Here is a 6,262-nt window from a genome sequence, read left to right as displayed (position 1 = left end):
ATCCAGTGACGATAGCGAAGGGGTCACACCTGTTCCCATACCGAACACAGAAGTTAAGCCCTTCAGCGCCGATGGTACTTGGTTGGAAGCGACCTGGGAGAGTAGGACGTCGCTGGTTTTTTATTTTTTGGAGAATACATATATAAATTAAAAGAATAGAATAGTTTTCAAGGCATTGGTTAGTGAAAGACCAATGCCTTTTTTTATATTTATTCACAAAAATATACATACAGAACTAAAAAAATGTGAACATTTGATGGCGAACTCTAATAAAAGCCAATCAATATGCCGATAAAATACTCGGTATATAAATAGTATAGTTAGGAGGCGGTTAATTTTGAAAAGCAGGTCTATAAAAACAAAGATGCTGGCGATAATGATTTCACTAGTATTGATACCATCTTTACTGCTTGGGTTTATTTCGTATAGGTCTTCGGACAAAAATATGCTCAGCCAGTATGAGATGTTTGGATTGGCAATTGGGGATGAGATAGCTAGATCTACAGATGCATATTTAGAAAGTTACATGGATAAAGTAAAATTCATATCAGGGAAAGAACAGGTGGTGAACTTCAACTCTGGGGCCACAGAGGAAGAAAAAAAGGCAAATGGGGATATGGCAAAGTCTTATATACAGAAGTTCATAAAAGAGTTTGAGGTTTCGAGTGTAGTTCTGTCAGATATGAATGGAAAGGCGATATCAATAAACAGTGAAGGCAAGACAAACGATATAAATGCTTCGGAAATGGACTGGTTTAAAAATCCAGTTTCAGACAAAAAGGTCGATATAACTGATATATATGAAAGCTCAGGGAAAAAGTTTATAACTGTAAGTGGACCTATAGTTAAGGATGGGCAAACTGTTGGGGTCGTAGGGATAGAGATTCCTTCAACTCACTTTCAAGAACTATTTGAGAAAATGGACATAGGAGAGAATGGATACCCACTTCTAGTAGACAGTAAAGGAAGTATAGCGGGCTCCAAGTTCGAAGGTGACTTTGGAAGGGAGTTTGTAGGATACGAGCAGTTCGCAGACTTTGAAGAAGAGTACAAGCTTTATCAGGATGTTTATGTAAATCCTGATGGGGTGGAAACTGAAGAAATAAAGGTAGTAACTAAACTTGAAAACACAGATTGGAAGCTAGTTACTATAATAATGCTGGACGATATAAACAGCAGTGTCAGGAATATGATGATATCAATACTTGCTGTAGGGATTGCAGTGATAATTGCAGGTATTATAGTCTCTGTTTTATTTTCAAACAGCATAATAAAGCCTATAAAGAGAATAGTCCACAGTGTTCAGAAAATGGCTGAAGGAGATCTGACTGAAAAAGTAGATGTCAAAAATCATGATGAGATAGGAATACTTGCAGATAGCTTTAATAAAATGACAGATAAGCTTGGAAAGCTTATCATGGACGTAAAGGATGTTTCCGCAGAAGTCTCAGATTCAGCTCATGTACTGGCGGCTTCTTCAGAAGAAACAACTGCTTCAGCAGAAGAGATAGCAAGAACAGTTGAAGAAATAGCACATGGAGCGTCTGAGCAAGCTGCAGATACTGAAAGAGGTGTCTCACTAGTTACAGGGCTGTCTATGAAGCTAGACGACTTAAATAAAGTCTCAGCTGACACACTTGATTCTGTTGAGAATATAAATGCAACCAACAGGGAGAGCACTTTAGTCGTGTCTGAACTTAGGAGCAAGACAGAGGAGAACAACAAGAGTACTCACATGATAGAAGAAGAGATAATAGCGTTAGACGCAGATATAAGCCAGGTAGGGGAGATATTAGATGCAATAGACGCCATAGCCGAACAGACTAACCTGCTTGCACTCAACGCTTCAATAGAGGCCGCAAGAGCTGGGGAAGCTGGGAAGGGATTTGCAGTTGTTGCAGAAGAGATAAGAAAATTGGCAGAGCAGTCAAAAGGATCTTCAAATGACATAAAAGACATAATCCTATCTGTACAAGCTAAAAGTGGGGAAACCGTGAAAGCCATGGGAGCTGTTAAAGAAAGAAATGAAGCTCAAAATAGCGCTGTTGAAAAAGTAGGGCTGTCATTTGATACGATCTCGTCTCTAATAGACGACATAACAGTCAAGCTTGAGTCCATGGGGCATTCTATAGAATCCATGAACGAGGACAAGGAAAATGTAGTCTCGGCTATGGAGAGCATATCATCTGTATCGGAAGAGACAGCGGCTGCATCTGAAGAGGTTACAGCTTCGGTGGAGCAGCAGACACTTGCAAGCGATGAAGTGGCAAGGTCAGCAGAATCACTAAATAGACTATCCGAGAAGTTGATACAAGAGATAAATATATTCAAGGTATAATAAAAAGCACTCCTTCGGAGTGCTTTTTATATTTCATAATCGACACAAGCTCTGACATCTACAACTTCTTTCATAAAGTCTATTATTTCAAGGTGACTTGGGTGGGTCTGGTAAGATTCCAATCCAGATTTATCTTTAAAAACCGAGTAAAGTACAAGGTCATAGGAGCCTGTAAGTCCTTCCTTGTTTACTCCGAGCTCTAGCTCCAAGATTCCATCAACTATATGCTCCAAGTGTTCAATCATCTTCTTAGCCTTAAGTATGTTTTCTATCTTGCTTTTTCCAAGTGCATTTTCTTTGAAAGTCCACATGACTATATGTTTTAGCAAGTCTATTCCCCCTTATATAAAATATAGCTACATTCTATCAAAAAGAATACGTTACTGTACATTAAAATGGGTAGATATTAAAAAATATATCTTATGCTATCCAGACGAGGAGATTTTGAGATGAAAAAAAACTACTACGATGAATCGGTTATGATAGACTCCTGCAAAGAAGGTGTATGCATTGCAGAGAGCAAGAAGACAGTGGAAGAAGCTGTGAGGTATCTGTGTCAGGATGAACTGTTCGGGGTGCTAGCTACAACTGGAAGAGACCAGCCTTATACTAGCCTTATAAGCTTTGCATCCACAGACGATATGAAGTACATATTGTTTTCAACTCCCACAGAAACCAGAAAGTACAATTTCATAAAAGAGCACGAAAAGGTATCAGTTCTTGTAGACAATAGATCAGAAGGATTTAAAAATCTGAATAAAATAAGTGCAGTAACTGCAATAGGCAGGGCAAGAGTGGCAGAGAAAGAGGAAAGCGCTGCTTGGGAGGATCTCATAATAAGAAAGCATCCTAACTTAGAGCAGTTTGTAAAGTCAAAGACCACTTCTACAATAGTTATAGAGGTATCGAGTTATGTATATGTGAGAAGATTTCAGGAGGTATTTCAATGGAAGCCAGAGTGAAGCTAACGGTGTCGCTAGACAGTGCATATAAGAAAGCTGTTGAAGTAGTGGGAGGAAAGTCTAGAAATATATCTCTATGCAAGAATGCCGGTTATAGTGTTCCAGATGGATTTTGCATAACTACTGAAGGATATAGGCTTTTTTTAAACAGCAATAAGCTGTACTATCTAATAGATAAAGAGGTTACTAGAAAGTCTTTTGACGATATGAGATGGGAAGAGATCTGGGACTCTGCACTCAGAATAAGGTCGGCTTTTATGAAGGGGAAAATTCCAGAAGAGCTGGAAAGAGAGCTCGATCACAGGCTTTCTAAATGGGGAGAAGATGAGCTTTTTTCCATAAGATCCTCTTCGGTAGAAGAAGACTCTAAAACGTACTCTTATGCAGGCATACACGAGTCTTTTGTAAATGTTAAGAAGAAAGACATATTGGAAAAAACCAAGCTAGTATGGGCTTCGCTCTGGAACGACAGGTCATTGCTGTACAAAAAAGAAAAAGAATTGGACTCATCAAGGAGTTCAATGGCAATTTTGATACAGAAGATGGAGAAGCGAGACATATCGGGGATAACATTTACCAAAGATCCATCCCAGAGTGAAGACAGTCTAGTTATAGAGACTGTAAGTGGAGCGCTAAACTTTCTAGTAGACAATGTTGAGATGCCTGAAAGGGTGAAAATAGACAGGAAAACTCTAAATATCAAGGAACATACCTTGAGAGGTGAAAAAGAAATACTGAGCGAACAAACTGCAATGGATATTTTTGAAAAGTCGATTCGGATAGAGTCTATCTTTGGAGAGCCAGTAGATATAGAGTGGACTGGAATCAAAGATAGATTTACAGTGCTTCAAGTTAGGCCGATTACATCAATAGGAGAAGACCCTGTATCGGAGCGGAAGTGGTATCTAAAGCTTACACCAAGAGGAGACAGCCTCATAGAGCTTGCGGAAAGGGTGGAGAAAAAGCTCATACCTGCGCTTGAAGAAGAGGCAGAGGTATTTTCCAAGGTATCTCCAGATGGAATTTCAGAAGAAGATCTGCTCGAAGAGCTTAAATTGAGAGGAGAAAGCTATGAAAGGTGGGCAAAAGTCTACTGGGATGAATTCATACCGTTTGCGCATGGAATCAGAAACTTTGGGATATTCTACAACGACCTTGTGAATCCAGAAGATACCTATGAATTTATATACTTGCTCAAGAGCCAGGAGCTACTGGCTTATAGAAGGAACAAAGATATGAAGAGGATTTCGGAGTCTATAAAGTCTGAAAAAAACTTTAAAGAAAAGCTGAACGAGCTTTTAGATTCTGGAGTCAAGGGAGAGGGACTTATAGAAGAGATAGAAGAAATCGGAACACCGCTTTCAGAAGAGGTGCTGAACTTTCTGAAGCAAAATATGAGTGTAGGCTACGAAGGTGTGAGTCTAGAGGAAAGGCCGGAAATACCAATCAGAGTAATTCTAAGAATGTCAGAAGAATCAGAAACAGATAGAGCTGATATAGCAGAGCTGGATGAGTACGCAGACAATTACTTCGAAAAGGCAACAGAAAAAGCGGTGCTAGAGGAAGCAAAGATATGGCTCAGAGTGGGAAGACTGAGCTGGAAGTTGAGAGACGACGACAATATACTTTTAGGCAAACTTGAAAATCAGCTCTTGATATTCATGAAAAAAGGTCTGAAACTTCTAAAGGAAAGAGGGCAAGTGAAGTCTATCCCCAAAAAGTTAGATCCAAAAGATTGGGGAAAAATTTGCAGAGGTATATATTCAGGAGAAGCAGTAGAGCTGAACACGTCTATAGACGAAAAAGATAGAGGTATAGATAGGGCGGAGCCTAGACAGCTTTTGGGACAGCCCTCATCTCCTGGGATATACACTGGGAAAGCTAGAATTATAAAATCGGTAGATGACTTTGCAGATGTAGAGCGTGGAGAAGTCCTGATATTCGACTCGGTACAGCCACAGATGACATTTATAATTTCCCTTGCGGGAGCAATTGTGGAGAGGCGAGGAGGAATGCTAGTTCACAGCTCTATAATAGCGAGAGAGCTTCACATTCCGTCGGTAAATGGAGTCACAAAAGTCACAAAGCTTATAAAGACAGGAGATACAGTCACTGTGAATGGAGATCTAGGCATAGTCACTGTTGGCAACAGGCTTTTTGATATATAGGATAGGATGTTAATATTGTTTAAATAGGTAAATCAGAAAGGAAGTATAGACATGGTAGTTGGAGTTATGAAAGTTAAAATGAGAGCTGCCTGGGTGCACTCGCTTAAAGAGAAAAGAATGGAGCTCAGAAGCTTGACCTCAAAAGTGAGCAATAAATACAATGTATCAGTTGCAGAAGTGGAAAGCCAAGATACACACCAAGACATAGTCTTGGGAGTGTCTTGTGTGACAACTGATACAGCTCATGCCAACAGCATACTAGACAATATACTAAACTATATAGAGGCCAATTCTGAGGCTGAGATATATGACTATGAAATTGAGATAATAAGTTTTTGAAAATAAAGACTAAAAACTATTGACATGCATGCGATATAGTGTTAAGATAAGCAAGTTGTCTCTGAGAGATGGCGAAAGAGAAACACAGTAAAGTTAAGACAGCATTAAAGAAATGTTAAAAAAAGATTAAAAAAGCTATTGACACCACGAACTGGTTATGATATAGTAGATAAAGTAGTCAGCGGGGAACAAGTGCTGGCGACAATGAACTTTGAAAGTTGAACAGTAAAAAGCAAGTTAATTCCTTAAGATCGCCCGCAAGGGAGATCAAATTAACGGATGATCAGACATCCAAAAAAACTGAAAAAACAGTCAGCAAGACTGACCAAGATAAACTTTTTAAATGAGAGTTTGATCCTGGCTCAGGATGAACGCTGGCGGCGTGCTTAACACATGCAAGTCGAGCGAGAGAACTCGAAGGAAAACTTCGGTCGGAATTCGAATGATCTAGCGGC

The 6,262-nt window shown here is 39.5% G+C and carries 5 protein-coding genes and 2 rRNA genes; 6 read left to right on the top strand and 1 reads right to left on the bottom strand.

Annotated elements, in window-relative coordinates:
* The first annotated feature begins 1 nt into the window (after window position 1).
* Both rrf and EUAN_RS11945 read left to right on the top strand, forming a co-directional pair.
* Window positions 2-118: ribosomal RNA gene (gene rrf / locus EUAN_RS11950) — 5S ribosomal RNA — on the top strand.
* Between the two features lie 219 nt (window positions 119-337).
* Window positions 338-2,338, top strand: a complete 2,001-nt coding sequence (locus EUAN_RS11945) for a methyl-accepting chemotaxis protein (protein WP_071064810.1) — start codon at window positions 338-340, stop codon at window positions 2,336-2,338.
* Window positions 2,339-2,364: 26 nt separating this feature from the next.
* Here EUAN_RS11945 and EUAN_RS11940 read toward each other — a convergent pair whose 3' ends face one another.
* A complete protein-coding gene (locus tag EUAN_RS11940; RefSeq protein ID WP_071064808.1) occupies window positions 2,365-2,667 on the bottom strand; it encodes a Dabb family protein in 303 nt (100 codons plus the stop codon).
* A 120-nt stretch (window positions 2,668-2,787) separates the two neighbouring features.
* Between EUAN_RS11940 and EUAN_RS11935 the strand changes: the two genes are divergently transcribed.
* From EUAN_RS11935 to EUAN_RS11920, 4 genes are all read left to right on the top strand, one after another.
* Window positions 2,788-3,300: a pyridoxamine 5'-phosphate oxidase family protein gene (locus EUAN_RS11935; RefSeq protein ID WP_169817395.1), complete on the top strand. Its 513-nt coding sequence runs from the start codon at window positions 2,788-2,790 to the stop codon at window positions 3,298-3,300.
* Entirely contained in the window at window positions 3,285-5,468 is a 2,184-nt protein-coding gene (locus tag EUAN_RS11930) for a PEP/pyruvate-binding domain-containing protein (RefSeq protein WP_071064806.1), read from the top strand. The genes EUAN_RS11935 and EUAN_RS11930 overlap by 16 nt, the downstream gene beginning before the upstream one ends.
* A 51-nt stretch (window positions 5,469-5,519) precedes the next feature.
* Complete coding sequence (locus EUAN_RS11925; RefSeq protein WP_071064804.1) at window positions 5,520-5,807, top strand: DUF503 domain-containing protein; 288 nt, start codon at window positions 5,520-5,522, stop codon at window positions 5,805-5,807.
* Window positions 5,808-6,146: 339 nt separating this feature from the next.
* Window positions 6,147-6,262, top strand: a 16S ribosomal RNA gene (locus EUAN_RS11920); the annotation flags it as partial.

Source organism: Andreesenia angusta (genome assembly GCF_001855385.1).
GTDB lineage: Bacteria > Bacillota > Clostridia > Tissierellales > Gottschalkiaceae > Andreesenia > Andreesenia angusta.
This window is presented reverse-complemented; position numbering and strand designations above follow the sequence as displayed.